Origin of the sequence: Nocardia sp. NPDC059240, assembly GCF_042753865.1 — a bacterium.
Taxonomy (GTDB): Bacteria; Actinomycetota; Actinomycetes; order Mycobacteriales; family Mycobacteriaceae; genus Nocardia.
This window is the reverse complement of the sequence record NZ_JBHZAC010000007.1, coordinates 95,513-115,179: the sequence shown is the minus strand read 5'-3', so window position 1 is coordinate 115,179 and position 19,667 is coordinate 95,513. Positions and strand designations below refer to the sequence as shown.

General features: G+C 68.8%; 18 protein-coding genes. 11 read left to right on the top strand and 7 right to left on the bottom strand.

The annotated features are described in order from the left end of the window. Positions 1–106 precede the first annotated feature (106 nt). Positions 107–2,623 carry an ATP-dependent helicase HrpB gene (gene hrpB / locus ACFXHA_RS25565; protein WP_379360920.1) on the bottom strand — a complete coding sequence of 839 codons (2,517 nt, stop codon included), beginning with the start codon at positions 2,621–2,623 and terminating at the stop codon, positions 107–109. Positions 2,624–3,143: 520 nt separating this feature from the next. On the opposite strand from hrpB, the gene ACFXHA_RS25560 reads away from it, so the two are divergent. The 5 genes from ACFXHA_RS25560 to ACFXHA_RS25540 are packed head-to-tail and all read left to right on the top strand — an operon-like array spanning position 3,144 to position 7,146. Then, a complete protein-coding gene (locus tag ACFXHA_RS25560) occupies positions 3,144–3,809 on the top strand; it encodes a hypothetical protein (protein ID WP_379360918.1) in 666 nt (221 codons plus the stop codon). After that, positions 3,806–4,228 (top strand): hypothetical protein, encoded by a 423-nt coding sequence (locus ACFXHA_RS25555; RefSeq protein WP_379360916.1) that lies wholly within the window; start codon positions 3,806–3,808, stop codon positions 4,226–4,228. Before ACFXHA_RS25560 ends, ACFXHA_RS25555 begins: the two co-directional genes overlap by 4 nt. Continuing rightward, positions 4,218–4,718 (top strand): hypothetical protein, encoded by a 501-nt coding sequence (locus tag ACFXHA_RS25550; RefSeq protein WP_379360914.1) that lies wholly within the window; start codon positions 4,218–4,220, stop codon positions 4,716–4,718. Before ACFXHA_RS25555 ends, ACFXHA_RS25550 begins: the two co-directional genes overlap by 11 nt. Positions 4,719–4,720: 2 nt before the next feature. Further along, a complete protein-coding gene (locus ACFXHA_RS25545; protein WP_379361602.1) occupies positions 4,721–5,869 on the top strand; it encodes an MAB_1171c family putative transporter in 1,149 nt (382 codons plus the stop codon). Then, complete coding sequence (locus ACFXHA_RS25540; RefSeq protein ID WP_379360912.1) at positions 5,827–7,146, top strand: cytochrome P450; 1,320 nt, start codon at positions 5,827–5,829, stop codon at positions 7,144–7,146. The genes ACFXHA_RS25545 and ACFXHA_RS25540 overlap by 43 nt, the downstream gene beginning before the upstream one ends. Positions 7,147–7,171: 25 nt before the next feature. On the opposite strand, the gene ACFXHA_RS25535 is transcribed toward ACFXHA_RS25540, so the two are convergent. Continuing rightward, positions 7,172–7,792, bottom strand: a complete 621-nt coding sequence (locus tag ACFXHA_RS25535; protein WP_379360910.1) for a VOC family protein — start codon at positions 7,790–7,792, stop codon at positions 7,172–7,174. Between the two features lie 84 nt (positions 7,793–7,876). Next, positions 7,877–9,046: a PucR family transcriptional regulator gene (locus tag ACFXHA_RS25530; RefSeq protein WP_379360908.1), complete on the bottom strand. Its 1,170-nt coding sequence runs from the start codon at positions 9,044–9,046 to the stop codon at positions 7,877–7,879. Positions 9,047–9,178: 132 nt separating this feature from the next. Here ACFXHA_RS25530 and ACFXHA_RS25525 point away from each other — a divergent pair, with 132 nt between their 5' ends. The 4 genes from ACFXHA_RS25525 to ACFXHA_RS25510 all read left to right on the top strand — a co-directional run bounded on the left by ACFXHA_RS25525 (position 9,179) and on the right by ACFXHA_RS25510 (position 14,425). Beyond that, on the top strand, positions 9,179–11,206 hold the full coding sequence (locus ACFXHA_RS25525; protein WP_379360906.1) for a CocE/NonD family hydrolase: 2,028 nt from the start codon (positions 9,179–9,181) through the stop codon (positions 11,204–11,206). Between the two features lie 129 nt (positions 11,207–11,335). After that, positions 11,336–11,899, top strand: coding sequence for a hypothetical protein (locus tag ACFXHA_RS25520; protein WP_379360904.1), 564 nt, complete (start codon positions 11,336–11,338; stop codon positions 11,897–11,899). Positions 11,900–11,952: 53 nt separating this feature from the next. After that, complete coding sequence (locus tag ACFXHA_RS25515) at positions 11,953–13,554, top strand: alpha/beta hydrolase (protein ID WP_379360902.1); 1,602 nt, start codon at positions 11,953–11,955, stop codon at positions 13,552–13,554. Further along, positions 13,547–14,425: a DUF4436 family protein gene (locus ACFXHA_RS25510; RefSeq protein ID WP_379360900.1), complete on the top strand. Its 879-nt coding sequence runs from the start codon at positions 13,547–13,549 to the stop codon at positions 14,423–14,425. Before ACFXHA_RS25515 ends, ACFXHA_RS25510 begins: the two co-directional genes overlap by 8 nt. Here ACFXHA_RS25510 and ACFXHA_RS25505 read toward each other — a convergent pair. Then, positions 14,405–15,688, bottom strand: coding sequence for a cytochrome P450 (locus ACFXHA_RS25505; protein WP_379360898.1), 1,284 nt, complete (start codon positions 15,686–15,688; stop codon positions 14,405–14,407). The two genes, ACFXHA_RS25510 and ACFXHA_RS25505, sit on opposite strands and share 21 nt — an antisense overlap. 269 nt (positions 15,689–15,957) lie before the next feature. Between ACFXHA_RS25505 and ACFXHA_RS25500 the strand changes: the two genes are divergently transcribed. Continuing rightward, on the top strand, positions 15,958–17,277 hold the full coding sequence (locus ACFXHA_RS25500; protein WP_379360896.1) for a chloride channel protein: 1,320 nt from the start codon (positions 15,958–15,960) through the stop codon (positions 17,275–17,277). Positions 17,278–17,323: 46 nt separating this feature from the next. Then, entirely contained in the window at positions 17,324–17,755 is a 432-nt protein-coding gene (locus ACFXHA_RS25495; RefSeq protein WP_379360894.1) for an SRPBCC family protein, read from the top strand. 3 nt (positions 17,756–17,758) lie between these two features. On the opposite strand, the gene ACFXHA_RS25490 is transcribed toward ACFXHA_RS25495, so the two are convergent. The 3 genes from ACFXHA_RS25490 to ACFXHA_RS25480 form a co-directional block, all read right to left on the bottom strand. Next, positions 17,759–18,550 carry an SAM-dependent methyltransferase gene (locus ACFXHA_RS25490; RefSeq protein WP_379360892.1) on the bottom strand — a complete coding sequence of 264 codons (792 nt, stop codon included), beginning with the start codon at positions 18,548–18,550 and terminating at the stop codon, positions 17,759–17,761. Positions 18,551–18,708: 158 nt separating this feature from the next. Then, on the bottom strand, positions 18,709–19,134 hold the full coding sequence (locus tag ACFXHA_RS25485) for a hypothetical protein (RefSeq protein WP_379360890.1): 426 nt from the start codon (positions 19,132–19,134) through the stop codon (positions 18,709–18,711). 115 nt (positions 19,135–19,249) lie between these two features. Next, positions 19,250–19,603 (bottom strand): hypothetical protein, encoded by a 354-nt coding sequence (locus tag ACFXHA_RS25480; protein WP_379360888.1) that lies wholly within the window; start codon positions 19,601–19,603, stop codon positions 19,250–19,252. Positions 19,604–19,667: the final 64 nt, after the last annotated feature.

Sequence of the window (19,667 nt, the reverse complement as noted above, 5' to 3'; positions counted from 1 at the left end):
CGGACGCACCGCAGTCCAGCATCCCCGAACCCCGCCCTATTCCACCAAGTCTCACTCCACCACCCCGCTGACCCAATTGCGTCATCGCGTCGAGGGGGCACCTACCTCAGGTGGGGCGCTTCGCGTTGCGGGCGGTGCCGCGGTGGGCGGTGATGGTGGTGGGGTCTTCGGGCCAGGCGTGTTTGGGGTAGCGGCCGCGGAGGTCGGCGCGGACCTGGGGCCAGCCGGTGCGCCAGAAGGAGGCGAGGTCGGCGGTGACGGCTACGGGGCGTTGGGCCGGGGAGAGGAGGTGCAGGAGGATGGGGATGCGGCCGGCTGCCAGGCGGGGTGGGTCGATCCAGCCGAAGATCTCCTGGACCTTGACCGCGAGCACGGGCGGGTCGGAGGAGTAGTCGAGGCGGATGTGGCTGCCGGAGGGCACTTCCAGGCGTTCGGGGGCGAGTTCGTCCAGGCGGGCGGCCTCGGGCCAGGGCAGCAGGCGGCGCAGGGCGGTTCCGGCGGCGGCGCGCTGCAGGTCGGTGCGGCGGCGGGCGGCGGAAAGCTCTGGGCCGAGCCAGGTTTCGGCGGTGGCGAGCAGGGTGTCGTCGTCGACCGCGGGCCAGGGCTCGCCGATCGCGCGGTGCAGGAAGTCCAGGCGCTGCCGCAGCGAGCGCGCGTCATCGTCCCAGCGCAGCAGGTTCAAGCCTGCGTCGCGCAGGCCGCGCAGCAGGGCCGCCGACACCAGCGCCGGATCGGGATCGCGCAGCGGCCGCTCCGACAACACGATCGCACCGAGCCGCTCCACCCGCCGCGCCACCAGATCACCGTCGCGCCAATCGACTTCGTCGACCGTCTCCAGCAGATTCGCGGCAGCCTCACGAGCAAGCTGCTCATCAGCCTTGGCCGCCAACCGGATTCGCCCCTCCGACTGTCCTGGATCGCGCCCGGCCACCGCGACGGCCAGCCACTCCGCATCCCCGAGTCCGCTCCCCGGCGGCAACGTCACAGCGGTGCCGCCGGCCATGAGATAGCTCGACGACCCCGTCGCACGGCGACGCGCCAGCCGCTCCGGGTAGGCCAGCGCCGCGATCAACGCCGGATCGTCTCGGTCGCCTGGTTTGCGATCCTGCCCAGCTGCCCTGGAACCGCCCCGGGCCGGTCGCGAACCACCTTGGCCTGTAGACGGATTCGGAGTGATGAGTTTGGCCAGGCGCTGGGCTTCGCGTTGCCAGCGGGTGGGTGGCTGGGAGCGCAGGGTGCGCAGGGCGGCGACCAGGTCGATGCCGGGGGCGAGGGTGTCGTCGTCGAGGAGGGCGATCGCCTCGGCGGCGGCGCGCGGGCCCAGCTCGGCCGCACCGTCGAGCAGAGCGCGGGCCAGGCGGGGGTGAAGTCCGAAGGCGGCCATGCGGCGGCCGCGATCCGTCACCGCCCCTTGGTCGTCCACCGCGTCCAGGGCGCGGAGCACGGCCCGGCCTGCCGCGAGTCCGCCCGCCGGGGGCGGGTCCCACCAGGCCAGGCCCTGGCCGTCGACGGTGCCCCAGCAGGCCAACTCCAGTGCCAGGCGGGTGAGGTCGGCGGTGCGGATCTCCGGTTCCGGATAGGCGGGCAGGGTGGCGTGTTCGAATTCGGGCCAGCAACGGTAGGCGTGGCCGGGCCCTTCGCGGCCCGCGCGGCCCGCCCGCTGTTCGGCGACGGCGGCCGAAACCCGCACGGTCGCAAGGCCGGACAGTCCGCGCCGGTGGTCGATGCGCGGCACCCGCGCCAGGCCCGAGTCCACCACCGCGCGCACGCCGGGCACGGTCAAGCTCGATTCGGCGACGGCGGTGGACAGCACCACGCGGCGGCGCGGCCCCGCCCGCAGCGCAGTGTCCTGTGCGGCGGCCGCGAGCCGGCCGTGCAACGGCAGCACATCGACATCGCGCAAACCCGACAGCAGCTCGGCGGTGCGGCGGATCTCACCCGCCCCGGGCAGAAACACCAGAACGTCATCCGCGGTGTCCGCCAACGCCATTCGCGTCACCCGGGCCACCTGCTGCTCGATCCGCTCCCGGGGCAGCGAGGGCACGTAGTCGAACCGCACCGGGTAGGCGCGGCCCAGGACCTGCAACACCGGCGCAGGCTCCGACTCCCCCAGCAGCACCGAAAGCCGTTCTGCGGCAACGGTCGCCGAGGTGGCCAGCACCCGCAGGTCCGGGCGCAGCCCGGCGCGGGCGTCGAGCAGCAGGGCCAGCAGCAGGTCCGCGTCCAGGTGCCGTTCGTGGCATTCGTCGAGCACCACCACGTCCACCCCGGCCAGCTCCGGATCGTTCTGCAGCCGCCGCACCAGCAGCCCGGAGGTCACCACCTCGATCCGCGTACCGGATCCGACCTTGCGATCGCCGCGCACCGAATAGCCGACGGTGCCGCCGACCTGCTCACCCAGCAGCGCCGCCATCCGCGCGGCGGCGGCGCGAGCGGCCAGCCGGCGTGGTTCGGCCACCACGACCCGGCCGGCGGTCGCGGCCGCCAGCGCGAGCGGAACCAGGGTCGTCTTGCCGGTGCCCGGCGGCGCGACCAGCACGGCGGTGCCGCGGTCGGCGAGCGTGCCCGTGATCTCGTCGAGAACCGCGCGAACCGGCAGGTCGGGAAGGTCGGGAAGCATCATGTCCGCCCCAGTCTGCCGGGCGCTCGGGCCGGTGACCAAGCCGGGCGGCGGGCCCGGTCGGCGGGCCGCATTCCGCGTTGACGCCTCGCGGAATCACATCACGAATCGCAACTGATTGCGCTTCAGTCGATTTCGTTTCACCCCGGGGGGTTGCGCCGAGGCCGGGGTGTGTCCGTATAGTCGTGCGCGGGCAACCTGTTCACTCCCCCCGAACAGTGTTGACCCGTATCGGTGGCTTCGGCCACTTCGATGTGACGTCGCCGGGCCAACTCCCCCCCTTCGCCCGGCGACGTTGCTCATTCCGGGGCCTGAACGGCTCATTTCGGGAGATCACTCGGCGGACGGCACCCACGTGCCGCATGCCGATCCATCCCCTCCACTGTCCAGATCGGACCCTGGCCGTCGATGCCGTCCGCGAATCTGAGACTAGGCCAGCCGACGCCCTGTCGCAATAAAATCAGTAGAGAACGACTGACCTATTGTGCCAAGTACAGCACACAATGAGGTAAAATCGGTTTACATGCGACCGGAGTACGCCACGTTTCTCGCAGCCTGTGTGCGAGAGCGGCGACGCGAGCTCAACCTCAGCCTCGACGATGTGATCGCGGCGGGCGGGCCGACCAAGCGCACGCTGGTCCGGGTGGAGGCCGCGGACCTGGGCCCAAGCCCCAAACCCGTCACCTTCCGCCGCCTCGACGCGGCCCTGTCCTGGGGCGAAGGCAGTGCCGCCCGGGCCTATTGGAGCGGTGCGAAGCCGCAGCCCGCGCCCGCCGGTCGCACGCTCGATCCGGGCACCGCCGTGGTCGCCGTGCCCGCCACGCTGGCGCTGGCCCTGTTCGAAGCCCAGGTCGAGCTGAATCGGGTCGCCGGGCAGGACCCGGCCGATTCCGGCGAGCTGCGGGCCGCCGTGGCCGGGCTCAATGTCGAATGCGGCCGCCTGATCGGCCTGTACCTCACCGACCTGCTGGAACGCAATCACGGCGGCGGCTCGATTCCACCCCTGCTCGAACGGGCCTTCGCCGGATTGCTGGACGGGCCGGTGTCGCCACAGGACCCCGACTACGAGGACAAGCTCTACCGTCGCTGGCTGATCGGCAGCACAGCCGAGATAACAGACCACCTGGCAGGTAGATTCGAGGCCAGGCTTCGGCAGGCACGACAGAACGCAGGAGAAGGCCCGCAATGAATCTCGTCGCGACTCGAGTCGACCGATTGTGCAGGTTGCTCGGAGCACGCGACGACCATCTCGAAGCCCGCGACGAAAACGCCGATATCGCCGAACAGACCGCGCGAGCGCTGGGCCGCCCGGTCACCCCGGCCGAGATCGCGGACGCCCGCGCGCAATCCGGCCGTCCCACCCCGGACCTACTGCGCGCCATGGCGATACAGTTCGAGGTAGACCCGCGATACCTGCTGGACCCGGACACCGAACAGATGCGCACCCTCGATCACAAGCTCGCCATCCTCGACACGGCACGCACCCTCGGCATCAAGCTCGGCGCGGTCCACTTCCGCGGCGGGGAGTTCTCGGTCGAGGCACTGGAACTGCTGATCGAGACCACCCGCCAGGCCCGCGCGGGGCAGGACCTCACCCGTGAGCGATAGCGATCAGCCGCCCGTGCGCGGTGCGGATCCGCTCGCGTCCGTGATCGCGGGCCTGAGCATTCCGGATCCCTGGGATCTGCAACAGTTCGTCGACGCCCTCGCCGCGCAACGCGGCAAACCCATCAGCCTGGTCGGCCGGGCCGGACTCAAGGCGGCCGGATTCCCCTGCGGCCTGCTCGCCGAGACCGATGAGCTGACGCTGATCGTCTACGAGGAGCGGTCCTCGCGCTACATGGTCGAGCACACCGTGCTGCACGAGATCGGCCATCTGCTGCTCGATCACGAGGGCGAGCGGATCCACGACGCCCTCGGTGAATACCTAGGCGGTCTGGTCGGACCGGGTTCGCTGGCCCGGATGGAGACGGCCTTGGCGCGTGGGGTTTTCGGCACCGCCAAGGAACTCGAGGCCGAAGCCTTCGCGAACCTGATCATGCCCGCCATGCGGCGTCGCCCGTTCGCGCCGTTCCGCAATATTTTCGTGCGCGGGTGAGCATGCCGTATCCGCCGATGCCCCCGTACTCGTCGCTGCCCGAGGTCGCGGCCTGGCCGCTGTGGACGTTCACCGCGCTCGTGACGGCCGGGCGACTGATCTGGTGCCGTGACACGTTCGGCAACCGGCACGTCAACAATGCGCTGATCGGATCGACCCTGGCGTGGCTGCTGATGATCGCGTCGGCGCAGGAGCGGATCGAGCGGCTGGATCCGTGGCTGAGCGCGGCCCGGCAGTATCAGCTCGCCAACGCACTGATGATCCTGGTCACCGCCGAGGCGTATCTGGTGGTTTCGCATGCGCAGCAACGCAAGACGCCACGAATGCCGATCGTGTACGCCGCCGCCGGGCTGATGGGCCTGGGCTATCTGGTGCTGGGCAGTCCGATCGCCGCGCGCGGTGGGCTGGTGCTGCAGTACCCGGGTTGGCAGGCCGCGCCGATGACCATGCTGTTCGTCATCTTCCCGTACGCGTGCGCGGTGTTGATCGTGTCGGCGTCGCTGCAGGATCTGCGGGCGCGGCCGCCGTGGAGCGCGCGCGTGTTCTCGCTGCTGTTCCTGGTGATCTTCAGCGGCCTGATCTGGAGTCTCAGCTTCGGGCTCACCACCTCGTTCGTCTTGGCGACCGGACATGTCAACGCCTTCACCGAGTACGCGGCGAGCACCGACCGGATGGCATTCGTGGCCGACATCATCGGCTTCACCCCGCTCGCCGCGATCGCGCTGGTGCTGCGGCTGATCGATGCCGTGCGCGGTGACCCGGCCGCGCGGGCGGTCGAGCGGCTGGCACCGCTGTGGGCGGATCTGACGCGGGCCTGCCCCGAAGTGGTCCAACCGCGTCCCGACGCCGCCGACGCGACCTATCGGCTGCACCGCTCGGTCATCGAGATCAATGACGCGATCCTCTGCCTGGCCCCGTATGTGCCGATCGAACGGCGCACGCGGGCAACCGATTTCGGGGCCATCGCGCGGGCCCTCACGGCCGCGTGCGCGGTGCGGCTGGCCGACGGCCCGCCCGATCCGGCCGCGCCCGTGCTGGACCTGCCCGGCGGCGCGGATCTGCAATCGGAAACCCGTATTCTGTCCGCGCTGTCGAAGGAGTGGTCGAAATGCCAGCCGTACCCCATCCGCCCTGGCGCGTACCACTCGTAGGCGACGCGCTCTCGCTTTCGGCGCGCACACCGGCGCAGAGCATCACCGAGCACGCGGCCGCGCTGGGCGACATCTACGAGGTGCGGGTGCTGCGCTATCCCCGCATGCTCATCGTGAACTCGGCCGCGCTCGCGGAACCCGTGCTCGACGACCGCAATTGGACGAAGGTGAACGGTCCGGCGTTCCGGCGGCTCGCGCCCATGGCTCCGACCGGGCTGCTGTTCACCGACACCGAGGACGCGGTCTGGCGGCTCGCGCACGACCGGCTGCAACCGGCGTTCAGCCGCGCCGCGATGCGGCGGTATCACGCGGCCATGAATCCTGTTATCGCCGAACATATCCGGCGTTGGGGTGCGCTGCCGCAGCCGATCAATGTCAGCGACCTCACCCAGGATCTCGCCTACGACCTGATCACCCGGGCCGGTTTCGGCGCGGAGCTGACCCGCGAGCAGCGGGCGGAATTCGTCGACACCATGTTCGCGCTGATCCGGACGACCAACCGCGGCAAGGTGATTCCGTTCCTCGACGCCGTGCTCGGCGTCAATCCGGTACCGCCGCACGCACAAGCGCTGTGGCGGCATGTCGAGATGGTCGTCGACTCGGGTAGCGGCGAGGCCCCGCTGTCGGCGGCGCTCGCCGACACCGATCCGGAGCGGGGTGCGCCACTGACCCGGCAGCAGGCTGTCGACCAGGCCGTGGTCATGCTGATCGCGGGACACGAAACCACCGCCGGGACGGTCGCTTTCGCGCTGCACGAGCTGTCACGGCATCCCGAGGCCGCCGACCGGGCTCGCGCCGAGCTCGCCGAAACCGGCAGGCATCCCGGGGAATTGGAGTACGAGGACATCGCCGGACTGCGCTACCTGCGCTCGATCGTCGACGAGACCTTGCGGCTGCACCCGGTCGCGCCCGCCTTCATTCGCGCGGCACGGAGCCCGGCCACCCTCGGCGGGCACCGTGTCACACCGGATGACTGGGTGTATCTGAATCTGCTTGCCATCCACCGGGATCCGTCCGTATGGACCGACCCGGATCGGTTCGACCCGGAGCGCTTCCTGGCCGGTCCCCCGCCGCTGACCTACAAACCCTTCGGCACCGGCGCGCGGGCCTGCATCGGCCGCGCGCTCGCCCTGCACGAGGCGGTGCTGACCCTGGCCCATCTGCTGCACGAGCACGATCTGGGCCGGACCGGCTACCGACTCGACATCGAGGAGTTCCCGACGTTGAAGCCGCGGGACCTGACGCTGCGGGTCACCGCTCGCGCGGCGGCGCACTGAACCGCCCGTTTCGGAGCGGCCCGGTTCAGAACAGGATGATCGGATCGTCCGGGTCGCCGATGCGGGCGATCAGGGCGGCCCGGTTCCCGGCGCGCACGGTGACATCGACGTCGAGCGCCCGCAATTGGGCCGTCACCGGCTCGATGTCGGGATGCACGACCTCCAGGCCGAGCAATGACACCTCGGGCAACTCCCCCGCCGGATGATCGGTGTCGCCCCAGTCGATGAGCGCGGGCACGACCTGTGTGCCCTGACTGGGCAGCGGAAAGGTCAACCGCCACTTCAAAACCCGGCCGTCCGGGGTAGCCCGCGACAGCGGCGAGGGCTCGCCCGGGTGGTATCCGGCGGCCCGCGCCGCGGCTACCGCGGCATCGATGTCATCGACCCGCACCAGCCAGCCCGCCAGCCGCGCCTCGGTCAGCTTGTCGATTCCGAAGGGTCGCGGCAGTTCCGGCTCGGGTTGCTCGGTATCCGGCCCGATGATCTCCAGATACGCACCGCTGCCGAGCCCCAGCAGGAAGTTCCGGGTTCCGCGTCCCGGATGTACGCCGCCCGCAACGGGTTTCACCCCGAGCAGTCGCCCCACGGTCTCTACCGTGGCCGCCAGATCCGGCGTCGCCAGCACCACATGATCGAGTTCACTCACACCACAGCACGCTAGAACCCCCGGAGCCCGCCCGACACCGTTGTGCTCGAGCCGATCCGAGGCGCGGGCCGACCGGAGGCGGGGTCAGGCGGTGAAGCCCTTGGCCACCAGGCGGCGAGCCAGCCGCGCCGCGGACAACGTGGTGAGCCCGGCCGGGTCCTGCGGGTCCAGGCCGGTGAGTTCACAGATCCGGGTGAGCCGGTAGGTCACGGTGTTGCGGTGCACATTCAGCGTCCGCCCGGCGGCGAGCTGGTTGAAGCCGAGATCGAGGTAGACGTCCAAGGTTTCGGCGAGCAGCGGCTGATCGTCGAGGGCGTCGAGCACCTGCGCCAGCCGCGCGCACGCGGGACCGCTGACGGCGAGCGCGAATTCCAGGACGAATCGATCTCGGCGACAGAGGATTTCGGGACTGCCGAGGCAACGACCCAGCTCACCCAGCACCCGGGCCTGCCCGTGCGCGGCGGGGACGGCGGAGCGGGTGGCCGCGGTCACCACGCCCACCCAGAACTCCGGCGGTGTGCTGGCGAAGGCGTTCAGCACGGTCGCGAGGCGTTCGGCGGCGGCGGTGCCGTCATCGTCGGGATCGAGGGGGATCAGCGCGGTCCAGCCGCCGCTGTCCAAACGCATGAACGATCCGGGAATCTCGTGCATCCGATTGCGCAGGGCCGTCATGGTCCCGGGACCTGGATCACCGGCGCGCAACACCGTCACCAGGAAGGCCGACGCCACCGGAATGGCCGGGGCCTCGGCCCATTCGAGCGGGTCGCTGCCCGCGAGCAGGGCGTCGGCGATGCCGCGCCGCCGTTCGAGCTGCTCCCAGTGCGGGTCCGGCGTGGACGGGAGGCAGCCGATCGTGACCCGCTCGGTAATGATCGACAGGTAGTGGGCCAGGGGCACGGCGGCGGCGAGCATGGTGTCGCGTTCACTGTCGGTCGCCGCCTCCAGCAGCTGCGACCAGATGAACGCGACGCCGAAGCGGTAGTTGCGCAGCACCACATCGACCGTCATGCCGTCGCGGACGACCGCGCGAGCACGTTCCAGCAATCCACTGGTTTCGGATTCGTCGGGTTCGATGCCGTCGGCCAGGAAGCCGAACAGCAACTCCAGGTTCCGCACGATCGACGGCACGAAATCGACATCGACGACGGTCTGCGGCAGCTCGCTGAACACCGGAGACTCGGCCGAGTAGGAGTCCAGAAACGCCAGCGCCCGCTCGTGCAGCACCTTCAGGACGTCACGGTGATGCGGTTCCATTCGTGCCCTTCGCTGCCGACAACCAGGACGCGAGGCTCGCGCCTGGACCGAGAACAGCACAGCTCTGGCTATTCTGCTATCTCGCAGCAGATGATCTTGGGACCTTCGGCCGGAATTCTTGGAGGCGGACGCATGCGATCAGGGCGGACCGTGGCCCGGCTGGCCCTCACGCTCTGCCTCACCGCCGTCCCGATCCACCTCGCCCCGCACTCCGCCGCTGCACCGCCGACCGGCCCGGCGCCGACTGTTTCGGGCGGCATCGGTATGCCGGAGGGGTACACACCGCCCGCCCCGGTCTTCGGCGTCGGCTACGAACTCGGAAGGCTGATCCCGCTGTCGGACGGCACCCAACTCACCGCCGCCGTGCGCTACCCGACCGATCCGGCGACCGGACTGCGTGCACCCGGCCCGTTTCCGGTGGTGGTGAACTGGACCACCTACGGTTCCATGAACGGTGTCCTCACCGCCGTGGCCACCAGCATCTTCGACCTGCTGCACATCGACCTGCCCGACAATGTGAAAGATGTTCGGCGCGTGCTGAATCAGGCGACCGGCATGCAGGACAGCCTGGTCTCGCGCGGCTATATCGAGGTCACCGCCGACGTGCGCGGCACCGGATCCTCACCCGGGGAATGGGATCCGGCCTCCCGCCAGGACGGCCTCGACGGCAACGAGGTGGTCGAATGGGCGGCGCGGCTGCCCGGATCCAATGGCCGGGTCGGCATGTTCGGCTACTCGTTTCCGGCCGCCTCCGCCCTGTTCACCGCCGAAACCAGCCGTCCCGGAACGCCTTTGCGCGCCATGCTGCTGCACGATGTCCCCGCCGACCTGTTCGCGGACGTGCTGGGCCACGGCGGCATGTTCAGTCCGATCCTGTTGACCGTCGTGGTGCCGCTGGTGCAGTACATGAGCGTGGTGTGGCCGCTGTACAACCTGCCGCTCACCCCGCAGGTGGCGGTCCAGGCGCTCGTGGATCACCTGCGGGGCGCGCTGTTCTCGCCGGAGACCCCGCTGCTGAAAGTGCTCGACGGCTGGCAGGGCGGCACCTTCGCGCACAAGGACGAGTGGTGGGCCGCCCGTGATTTCGGTCCCGGCCTGAAGGCGCTGGTGGACAATGACATTGCCACCTACTTCGTGAACGGCGGCTGGGATCTCTACCAGGACGCCGGGGTCCACAACTACGCCCAGTTGCAGAATCTGGCGGCCGGACGGCCGCAGTACGGGCCGATGCCCGCCACCGCCATCGGCGATCCCCGCTTCCAGCTGTTGCAGGGCCCGTGGTCGCACCTGGAGAACGGTGCGGGACCGTATGCGCGAATGGACACCGACGCGGTGACCATCGCCTGGTTCGACCACTGGCTCAAGGGCATCGACAACGGTGTCGATGCCATGCCCGGCACCCTGCACATGATCGACCAGACGGCGCGCGGCACGAACACCACCGCCTACCCTTTCGCCGGCGCACGCACGAGGACCTACGACCTCGGTCCCGGCACGCTCTCGGATACCCCGGCCGCCGCGCCGCCGGATCGATTGCCCTACACACTGTTCGACAATCCCTGCAACCGTGAGAATTTCGAGCAGTGGACCGCCGGATTCGTGCAGGCGCTACTGAATCTGGTGCAGGTCGAGGATCCGTGTGCGGCGGATGTCCGCGCGCCGCAGTCCGGGCTGACCTACACCGGCGACCCGGTCGCCGCACCCACCCTCGTCGCCGGACCAGGCACCCTGCACGTCTTCGTCTCCCCCAGCGCCGATCAGGCCGCGCTGCAGGTGTTTCTGGAGGATGTCGCGCCGGACGGCGGTGCCGTCCACATCACCGGCGGCGCGCAACTGGCCACCCTGCGCACCCTCGATGAGGAGAAGACCTGGCGGACGGCCGACGGCACCGTCTATTCCGCCGAGGTCAGGCAGTCCTCGGCGGATGTCCTGCCGGTCACGGCCGGGCAAATCGTCGACTTGGCGGTGCGGATCCGTCCCGCCTACTACCGGCTCGAGGCTGGTCACCGGCTGCGCCTGCGCATCACCACCGGCAATTTCCCGTCATCCTTCGCACCGCCGAAAGATGTTCCCGCATTGTGGGGTTCAAGTTTCGACCTGCTGCACGACGCCGCCCATCCCAGCCGCCTGACCATCTCGCTGGCCCCGGCGACCCCCTGACCTGGGGACTGACAAAGTGCACAAACGGCCCCGAGGGAATTCTCGGGTTAGTCAATAGCCCCGAGTTCGGCAAACCAGGTTTGCTATTCGCAGCTCGAATTCCATTCCTCGAATGCGAAAGGGCTCGACATGAACCGCAAACTCACCATTACCGCACTCTCCGCCATTATCGCCACCGGATTCGCCGGCGGCTTCGCGTATGCGGACCCGGCCGGCCCGGACACCGTGCTGCACGGCATCGATCAAGGCGTCGCCTACGACACCGACCTCACCGCCGATGGCAGCGGCGTCACCACCACACTGGCCGACGGCCGCTTCGACCTGGCAGCGGACGGTAAGTCCGTGACCCTCACCGATGCCGGGGGCGCGCAGGTCGCGACCCTGCCCATGGCCGTCCAGGTATCCGGCACCCGCTGGCTGCTGGATCCCCGGATCGACGATGCCGGGCGCAGCCTGACCCTGACCCCGGTGGGCGCGGCCGCACTCACTCCCGAACAGCAGATCCAGGCGCACCGCACATTCGTGGATTACAACGCGGATATCGCCCGGCATCAACACAATGCGGCGGTCGGCGCACTCATCGGATTGGGTATCGGAATTATCGTCGGATTCCCGTTCTTCGTGGTCGGCGCAATTCCCGGCGGCGTGCTCGGCGCGGCGATCGGCGCGATCATCGGCTGGATCGTACCGTAGCCGTCGGCCGCAATTCGACAGGCAGAATCGATCGCCGTGAAAGGGGCTCCGCCATGAGGTTTCACCGCTCCACCGCCGTGATCACGCTCTGTGGTGCCGCTGTCATCGGTGCCGGTTGCTCAGGACGAACGGCCGAACCGTCGGACCGGGCCGTCGTGCCACCCGGGTTGGAAACGTTCTACGCGCAGTCCGTGCAGTGGGTTCCCTGCGGGGAGGGCGATACCGTCGGCTGGTTCACCGGCGAGACGACGCCGGGCCAGGTGTGCGGCCACGTGCTCGCGCCTCTGGATTACCAGGCCGCCCGTGGACACGGTCCGGCCGATACCGCCACGGTGTCCCTGGCCGTCACCCGACGGCCCGCGACCGGAATGAAAGAGGGCACGCTGGTGACCATCAGCGGCGGTCCCGGCCTGCCCGGCCTGCCCATGGTCGAGATGCCCTTTCCCGCATCCGTGCGCGAGCACTTCGATCTCGTCGGATACGACCCGCGCGGGGTGGGCCGTTCGACCCCGCGAATCGATTGCTCGAATCCGGCGGGCCCGGCCCCGGAGGGGAGCCCGGATCCGGTTGCGGCGCAGGAACAATCGGAGCGTGAACTGGTGGCCGCCTGCGTCCGCGGCACCGGGCTCGAGGTGCTGAAGCACATCGGCTCGGACGAGGCCACCAATGATGTCGATCTGCTGCGAGCGGTGCTGGGCGAACGCCGCATCAACCTGCTCGCGGCTTCCTACGGCACCCAGGTCGCGGCCATGTACGCCACGCGTTTTCCCGACGGGTACCGGGCCGCCGTCCTCGATGGCGTCGTGGACACCGCCGAATCCGAGAACGACATGCTGCTGGGCCAGCAGCGCGGGTATCAGCAGACCTTCGACCGCGTCGTCGCGTACTGCACCGGCGAATACCGCAGCGATACGGGCGCGGAATGCCCGCTCGGGAACGAGCCCGCGGCAGCCGAGGAATCCTTCAAACAGCTGTTGCGCGACACCGATGCCCAGCCGGTGCCCGCTACCGGCGGTGCGGTGAGCGCCGGTGAGATCCTGGCCGCCACCACCAACGGGCTGCTGTGGCGCTCGGAGTGGGACCCGTATCTGCGGGCCCTGGCGGCGGTCCGGCACGGGGACGGCACCGAGATCCGCAAGATCGCCGAAACCTTCAGTGGCAGTGAGAACTCCGAGAGCGGTGACATCCCGGCTCCGCGGCAGCCGGTCGACGGCGCGGCCGGAAAGGCCACCGACCCGGCCGCGATCACGGCCATCATGTGTGCGGACTTCGCCGCACCCACCACCGACCGCACGGCCCGTCAGCGGGATGCCCAGGCCCGCCACGATGCGGCGAGCTACGACGACTACCTGCCGCGGCCGGCCGAATTCCCCTTGGGTACTTGCGATCTCTGGCCGTTCGCGGGTGCGCTGCACCCGGCCGTGCCGTCACGTCCCGATTCCGCGCCGCCGCTGCTGTTCGTGGCGATGCGCTACGACCCGACCACGCCGGTCGGGAACGCCGAGCGGATGGCCCGGTACCTGCGCAGCCCGCTGGTGGTGCGGGAGGCCGACGGTCATACCTTCGTCTTCGCCGACGTGAGCAGCTGTGTCGACAACGAGGTGGTGCGCTACCTCGAGGATCCGAAATCTGTGCGGGACAAGACCTGTGACTGAGCGGAGGCATGCGGTGCGTCGTTTCGACAAGTTCGTGTCGGCGGTGGTGGCGGTGACCCTGGTGGCGCTCGGAACAGTTTGCAGCCTGTCGCTGTATCGCCTGCAGGAGGATCACGGCAGGCCCGCATACCTGATCGGCGACGCCGCACTGACCGACCGGATCGATATCGACGTGGTGGTCGTCCGGGTCGATCCGGCGGCCGGGGAGATGGCGGTCCAGGTGACGCCCACACCGCGGGGCCGGTTCGACGATGGCGGGCGCTTCGCCGCTGACACCACCGTCTACACGGCGGGTCTGAAATCGGAGACCATCCAGATTCGGGCGGGTGAACCGATCTCCACCAACGAGATCCGGATCCCGCTCAACACCGGAACCATCACCGACTATCCCTTCGACGACTACCGTGCGCAGGTGGCCTTCGCCGCGGAGGTGGACGCACACGAGGTACCGATGAATGTCAGCCTCTACGGTCTCGACGCCTTCTTCCGGCTCACCCCGCACCTGGCTGCCGAGCAGCACGGTGACGGCCTGAATTCCATGGTCGACGTCGAAAGGTCCGTCCCTTCGGTGGTATTCGCGCTGTTCGTCATGGCCCTGATGCTCGGTCTGGCGGTGGCCGCCGCCACCGCGGCGTTCTACGTGCTGCGTGGGCGGCACGGCCTGGTCTGGCCCGCGATGACCCTGATGGCGGCCATGCTGTTCGCCATGATCCCGCTGCGCAACGCGGTGCCGGGCGCACCGCCGATCGGCTCGATCATCGACTTCGGCTCGTTCTTCATCGCGGAAGCCGTTGTCGCGCTGTCGCTCATCTGCACGGTGCTCATCGGCTACCGGCAGGAGGTCGGGAAGCTAGCGAGCGGTGAGGAGTAGTCGCAGGCCGACGGGTTCCACCGCGAAGGTGAATCGCTCACGCGGCGGCACGTGCGGGGTGGGCAGGGACAGTTCGAAGTCCCGGCACACCATGGTCGCCACCGCCTCGATCTCCAACAAGGCCAGCGACCTGCCCGGGCAGAAACGCGGCCCGCCACCGAAAGGCATGCTGGCCTTGGCATTATGTGTTCCGGTGTAGCCGGTCAGCCAGCGTTCGGGCCGGAAGGCTTCCGGGTCATCGAAATTGGCTTCGTCCACGGCACCGTGACCCGGCAGCACGATGACCGCGGTACCGGCGGGCACCTCGGTATCGTCGATCACATAGGGCCGCAAGGATTCCAGGAACAGGAACGGCGAGATCGGCAGCAGCCGCATCGATTCCGCGATGACGGCGGCGAGATACGGACGCTTCTCCTCCGCCGATTCCGCGCGGATCCGCTCCCGCACCTCAGGATGCTGGGCCAGGTGGTACAGCAGCCAGGCGAGAGTATTGGCGGTGGTGTCCTGACCCGCCACCAGCACGGTCAGCGACTCGGCGAAAAGCTCTGCGGCGGTGAACGCTTCGGAATCCTCATGCTGCTGGATGAGGGCCTCGACGAAGTTGGTCGGCGTCTCGGCGGTCCGGGCCGTCGCGATCACCGCGTCGACATCCTCGCGCAGTTCCCGCAGCGCACGATCCAAGGCGCGGTCGGCGGGCAACTTCACGTAGCGCCAGTACGGCACCGGCGCGTTGACCCGCTTGCCGATCATCGGGAACAGGCGCTGCAACCGCTCCTCGATGGCGTTGCCGCCGCCCTCGAGGGTATTGAGGTCGTAGCCGAACGCGACGCGCGCCATCACGTCGACGGTGAACCGCATGAGGTCGGCATGCACGTCCTCGACCGGGTCCTTCCGCCAGCGCCGCGCGAGCCGGTCGGTAATGACGTCGACGGTGTCGTCGAGGCCGCGCAGCCGGTTCGGTGTGAACGCGGGTGTGACCAGGCGACGCCGCCGCTGCCATTCCTCGCCCTCGACCGCGAACAGGCCGTCGACCCCCATTTCGGTGAGCACCGACTCGATGGCGCTCAGCCGCCGGAAACCATCGGGTCGTTCCCGCAGAATCCGTTGCACGGCCTGGGTTTCCGAGACCACGACGAACGGCCGCCCGAACAGGTTGAACCGGTAGAGCGGACCGTAACGGCCACTCCATTCCAGCAGCCGCTGATGAATGGTGGACGGATTGCCGAGCAGCCGCAGGCCGTTGGCAACAGGGAGATTCTTCATGGTGCGCCCCCGCCGATTCGTTCGCTGATTCCCCGTACTCGGGTCGATCCTGCCCGCCGCATCAATCGCGCGCATCATGTCCGGATAATTTCACACGGCCACCGCCCGAATTGTCGGTGTGGTTGGCGCGCAACCGGAGCCGCCCGCCCTATCCTGTGGACGTGCCGCGGCGGAACCCCGGATCGAGACCCCGACGACCCGAACCTACCGAACGGCTTCGCAATCCCCGGCCCGTGTTCCGGCGGCGGATGCCGTCCCGGCGCGGCGCCATGGAGCAGCCCAATGCCCGGCACGACGGGGACGCGGCATTGACGCCGGTGTTCTGGCTGGTACTGCTGCTGACCGGCGTCGCCACCGGGCTCGGCGGAATCGCGCTGATGTGGCTGCTGTTCCGGGTCGAGGCGTTCGCCTTCCCCGGAAACGGAACGTATCTGGCGAATGTGGCGGCGGCTTCGCCATTGCGGCGGGTGAACTCCTTGCTCATCGCCGGTGTGGTGGCCGGGATTTCGCTGTATCTGCTGCGTCGGCTGACGCCCGGCGAGAAGACCGATCTGGACGACATCGTGTGGACCGCGTCCGGCGAGCTGTCGTTCCGGCGCTGCCTGGGGACGGCGGTCATCTCCGAGGTCGTCATCGGGCTGGGTGCCTCGATCGGGCGCGAGGCGGCGACCAAGCTGATGGGTGGCGCGTTCGGCAGCGTGCTGAGCCATCGGTTCGGGTTGAGTGCGGCGCAGCAGCGGCTGCTCATCGCCTGCGGTGGCGGGGCGGGCTTGGCGTGCGTCTACGACGTGCCGCTGGGCGGGGCCTTCTTCACCGCCGAATTACTGCTGGGCACAACCTCGATCGCGACGCTGCTGCCGGCGCTGGCGTGTTCGGGGACGGCGACCATGACGGCGTGGCTCTACCTCCCCAACCGGGCCACCTACCTCGACATCCCCGACTATCACTGGAGTGTGTCGCTGCTGGTCTGGTCGCTCTTGGCCGGACCGTTCCTGGGCTTGGCCGCCACCGGATACATCCGGGTCATCGGCTGGATCTCGCACTACCGGGTCTCCGGCCGCGTCGCCCTGGTCGCACCGATCCTCGCCTTCGGCACCCTCGGTCTGATCGGCATCGCCTATCCGCAGCTGTTCGGCAACGGACATGGCATCGCGGCGGCGGCCTTCCTCGGGGTCGGTGGTGCCGGATTGTTCCTGGCCCTGGCCATTCTCAAGCCGATCGTCACCGCCCTGTGCCTGGGCAGCGGCGCGCCGGGCGGACTGTTCACCCCGGTGCTGAGCACCGGCGCGGCCTTCGGCGCGGGCACCGGAATCCTGTGGACCCAGCTGTGGCCGGGCTCGCCGGTGGGCGCGTTCGCCATGGTCGCGGCCTGCGCCGCCATCGGTTCCGCCATGCAGGCCCCGCTCACCGGGCTGGCCCTGATCCTCGAACTCACGCACGGCGGGTTCGGCTTCATGCCCGTCATGATCGCGGCCACCGTGACCGCGACCCTCGTGGTCCGCCACCTCGACGGCTACTCCATCTACTCCGCACGCCTGCCCGCGCGCCCGGCCACCACGCCGATCGAGACCCCCGGACTGTCGTCCTGATCACCTCGCGTTCAGTGCTACATCATGTAGCAGATATCATCGCCGCGTGGCCAAGCTCAAGGTTTCCGTAGACGTTCCGATCTCGCCCGACAAGGCCTGGTCGCATGCCTCCGACCTGCCCGAACTCGATAAATGGCTGGTCCTGCACGAGGGCTGGCGCGGCCCGGTCCCCGAGGGCCTCACCCCCGGCACCCGCCTCATCGGCGTCGCCACGGTCAAGGGCTTCCGCAACCGGGTCACCTGGGTCGTCAAGACCGCCGAACCCCCGAACCGGCTGGTACTCAACGGCTCCGGCATCGGCGGCACCAAATTCGGCATCGAACTGCAGGTCTCCCCCACCTCGAACGGGTCCAAGGTCACCGCCAACTTCGATCTCGGCGGCGCACCCCTGTTCGGCCCCATCGGTTCGGTCGTGGCCCGCGCTCTGCGCGGTGACGTCGAGCGCTCCCTCGACCGCTTCGTCCAGCTCTACGGCTGAGACTCAGGGCTTACGACCGACGCCGCACCAGCAGGAGACCTTGGCGTCGAAAGCGGCAGAGAATTCGGTGGATTCGCTGCCCAGCCAGCGGTGCGGGGGCACGACGCCCGGGTCGATGAGGTCGAGGCCGGTGAACCAGCCGACGATTTCGTCGTGCTCGCGAACCTGGGCGGGGAGCTTGCGGACCCGGTAGACCTCCTGGGCCGGAAGGACCTGTTCGGGGGCGAAATCGGCGGTGATGGCGCAGATTACGAGGTAGGAGCCCGGGGCGAGGGCGTCGAGGAAGGTCGACAGGATCGCGGGGATGTCGGCCTCGACGAAGTGCAGCAGGGCGATCATGCTCAAGCCCACCGGCTCGGATAGGTCGAGGGTGTCGACGAGTTCCGGTGCCCGCAGGATGGATTCGGGATCTCTGACATCGCCCTGGATGTAGGTGGTCGCCCCGGACTCGCTGCCCATCATCAGCGCCCGCGCGTACGCCAGCACCACCGGATCGTTGTCGACGTAGACCACCCGCGAATCCGCCGTGATCTCCTGCGCGATCTGGTGCAGGTTGGGCTCGGTGGGAATCCCGGTGCCGATATCCAGGAACTGCCGAATCCCCGACTCCGCCAGGTACCGGGTGCTGCGGTGCATGAACTGCCGATTCACCCGGGCCGCGGTCCGAATATTCGGCCACACCTTCAGGATTTCCTCGGCGGCCTTCCGATCGGCCTCGTAGTTGTCCTTGCCGTCGAGAAAGTAGTCGTACACACGAGAGGTATGCGGCTGGTCCAGTGGGATCTCTCCGTCCATGCGAACACCACAATCGCCTGATCGACCGCAAACCTACCCCGACAGGCTAATCCGCCTGCCGCCGGACCGAGGGGTTTCATGCGGACTCGGCGCCGCCCTGGCAAATTCGGGAAAAGGCCCCAAAACTCAAAGATCAATTGAGTTCCGGGGCCGTGCCGTCAGCAGTTGGCGGACTTCCACGCGGCCAGCTTGCCCAGCAGGACATCGGCCGCATCGGAGTTGATCTGGTCCGGGCCCTTCTTGTCCACATGCCCGACGATGAGCGCCTCGACCTGAGCGAACTGCGCGATGATCGCGGTCGGCGCGGTCGGCCGGAACTTGCTCAGCCGCAAAATCGCCGCCTGCCCGTCCGCCGGCTCCTGCCCCTGCTGCAACTGATGCGCGAGATCGATCTCGTACTGCACCTCGGTGCACGCGTCCCCGCCCCCGGCCGATTGCGCGACCGTGGACGGGACGGCGGCGGGCTGCGTCGTGGCACTCGCGGCAGCCACCGTGGTCTCGGTGTGCTTGGAGTTGTCGTTGCAGGCCGTGAGCGTGAGCGCGGCGAGAACGGCGGCGGTGCAGGCGATGCCGGTGCGGAACAAGAGGACTCCTCGGTTGACGGGTGCGACCTCGATCATCCGGTCGCTGCGCGCGCCAGTCTGGACGGGCCTGCTAACCACCGACTAACCGCTGACTAATCGCGGCCGAGTTCCCCGGTCACCGCGGACTCAGCCTGGCATGGACCACCACATACGAAGCCCCGTACAACACCAGATCCACCACCACCGGCGCTATCACGATCAACACCGGTAGCCGCTCGGTATTGCTTTCGGCACAGGCCCACAACGCAATCCCGACCGCACTCGCGTACACCGCGATGGCGGTCAGCCGGAACGGAATTATCCAGCGCTGCGCGCGATTCCAGTCCCCTACGGTGTGCAGGCCGATCGGAGCACAATTCCCGGCATCCCTCGGCAGCAACTGCTTCAGGATCCGCCGCACCACCCGGCCGTTCATCACGGCCATCCCCAGATAGAGCCCCGCCAGCACGGCGAGTACTGCCCTCTCCATATCCGAACTCCCCCTTTTCGATTCGGCGAGCCCTCCGCCGCCGACACCGAAAACAATTCCGTTC

Bases quoted from the DNA above. Each gene is read 5' to 3' on its own strand.
- ACFXHA_RS25525 (WP_379360906.1), top strand. From the start codon at position 9,179: ATGCGATCAGGGCGGACCGTGGCCCGGCTGGCCCTCACGCTCTGCCTC.
- ACFXHA_RS25505 (WP_379360898.1), bottom strand. From the start codon at position 15,688: ATGAAGAATCTCCCTGTTGCCAACGGCCTGCGGCTGCTCGGCAATCCG.
- ACFXHA_RS25545 (WP_379361602.1), top strand. From the start codon at position 4,721: ATGCCGTATCCGCCGATGCCCCCGTACTCGTCGCTGCCCGAGGTCGCG.
- ACFXHA_RS25490 (WP_379360892.1), bottom strand. From the start codon at position 18,550: ATGGACGGAGAGATCCCACTGGACCAGCCGCATACCTCTCGTGTGTAC.
- ACFXHA_RS25555 (WP_379360916.1), top strand. From the start codon at position 3,806: ATGAATCTCGTCGCGACTCGAGTCGACCGATTGTGCAGGTTGCTCGGA.
- ACFXHA_RS25520 (WP_379360904.1), top strand. From the start codon at position 11,336: ATGAACCGCAAACTCACCATTACCGCACTCTCCGCCATTATCGCCACC.
- ACFXHA_RS25560 (WP_379360918.1), top strand. From the start codon at position 3,144: ATGCGACCGGAGTACGCCACGTTTCTCGCAGCCTGTGTGCGAGAGCGG.
- ACFXHA_RS25480 (WP_379360888.1), bottom strand. From the start codon at position 19,603: ATGGAGAGGGCAGTACTCGCCGTGCTGGCGGGGCTCTATCTGGGGATG.
- ACFXHA_RS25500 (WP_379360896.1), top strand. From the start codon at position 15,958: ATGGAGCAGCCCAATGCCCGGCACGACGGGGACGCGGCATTGACGCCG.
- ACFXHA_RS25540 (WP_379360912.1), top strand. From the start codon at position 5,827: ATGCCAGCCGTACCCCATCCGCCCTGGCGCGTACCACTCGTAGGCGAC.
- hrpB (WP_379360920.1), bottom strand. From the start codon at position 2,623: ATGATGCTTCCCGACCTTCCCGACCTGCCGGTTCGCGCGGTTCTCGAC.
- ACFXHA_RS25530 (WP_379360908.1), bottom strand. From the start codon at position 9,046: ATGGAACCGCATCACCGTGACGTCCTGAAGGTGCTGCACGAGCGGGCG.
- ACFXHA_RS25515 (WP_379360902.1), top strand. From the start codon at position 11,953: ATGAGGTTTCACCGCTCCACCGCCGTGATCACGCTCTGTGGTGCCGCT.